1 protein-coding gene is annotated in these 1,548 nt (G+C 30.6%); it reads left to right on the plus strand.

What is annotated here, in order from left to right; translation table 11 throughout:
• Positions 1-146 precede the first annotated feature (146 nt).
• Positions 147-1,547, plus strand: coding sequence for a transposase (locus DFR80_RS15085; protein WP_369862836.1), 1,401 nt, complete (start codon positions 147-149; stop codon positions 1,545-1,547).
• The last annotated feature ends 1 nt before the right edge of the window (position 1,548 follow it).

Genomic DNA, 1,548 nt, shown 5'->3' on the forward strand with positions numbered 1-1,548 from the left:
CTCAACTTTCGGCGTTAGGTTTTAGTAATAAAACCTTGATAAACATAGGAAGAAGCTCAAAAAAGTAGTCATAAAAAATACAAAAACACCCCTATTTATGGTATAATAGTAATTAACAAGATCACTTAAATACCAATAAGAAAGGGATGTTTTTGTTGAATACTATTATACCACATAATTTAATTGAAGAAAAGAATCTTGACTCTAATATTGATAATTTTTTCAAAAAAATTGAACTTGTTAAAGCTCTAAGAATGTCTAATATCACTAAATTAAGAGGTGCTTCCTGTTTTCTAGTCTTTCAGGTTATATTTAAGCTTGTTTTTAGCGGTAAAAATCTTTATCAGCTTTTAACCAGTAAACCTGAAGATCTACCTTTTGGCAAGGATGTTATCTATGATTTCTTGAATTCCTGCAGCTATAACTGGAGAAAATTTCTCCTTATTTTAAGCTCTAAAATCATCAACAGTAAAATCTATTCTTTGACTTCTAAAAATAGAGTTAATGTCTTGATTTTTGATGATTCTCTTTACTCAAGATCAAGAAGTAAAGCTGTTGAATTATTAAGCAGAGTTCATGATCATGCTTCAGGTAAATATGTCAAAGGTTTTAGAATGTTAACTATGGGCTGGTCTGACGGTAATAGTTTTATTCCTGTTGCTTTCTCTCTTTTAAGTTCTACTAACCCCAATACTCAAATTAATGGTGTCAACGAGAATATTGATAAAAGAACTAATGGCTATAAAAGGCGTAAAGAAGCTCTTAAAAAGACTACTGAAACAATGTTTGATCTACTCAAAGGAGCAGTTAAATATGCCATTCCTGTAGATTATGTTCTTTTTGATAGCTGGTTTGCCTATCCTAAAGTTATTAAAAAAGTTTTAGGACACAATATGCAGGTTATCTGCAGATTAAAAGCAATGTACAGGGTTTATTATATCTACAAAGGTAAAAAACTAAATTTAAAAGATCTCTACAAAAAGCTCGATAAAGATCACAAAAATAGAGTTGTAGCCTCTGCTGTTGTCGGTCTTGGTAAAGATAAGAATGATAAAGAAATTAAAGCTAAAATAATCTTTGTTAAAAATGATAATGACAAAAGTCAATGGATAGCTTTATTATCCACTAACATAGATCTAGATGCTGAGGAAATCATCAGAATCTACGGCAAACGCTGGGATATTGAAGTGTTTTTTAAGATGAACAAATCATATCTGCGTTTAGCCAAAGAATTTCAGGGAAGAAGCTATGATTCAATGTTTGCTCACACCACAATAGTATTCACCAGATACATTATGCTGACTTTAGATGTCAGAAAAAATGAAGACGAAAAGACTTTTGGCGGTATGTTTTTTGAATACTGTGATGAGCTAAAAGATTTAAGTCATATTGAAGCATTATTTTTAATCATAGACCTTTTCAAAAAGACTCTACATGATTATTCAACATTAACTGAAGAAAAGATAAATGACCTATTAGACTACTTTTTTGAGCTTCTTCCTGGTTATATCAAGAAATCATTAATGATTTCTAACGCCGAAAGTTGAG

The sequence above is a fragment of the Halanaerobium sp. ST460_2HS_T2 genome (assembly GCF_003337665.1).
Classification (GTDB): domain Bacteria; phylum Bacillota; class Halanaerobiia; order Halanaerobiales; family Halanaerobiaceae; genus Halanaerobium; species Halanaerobium kushneri.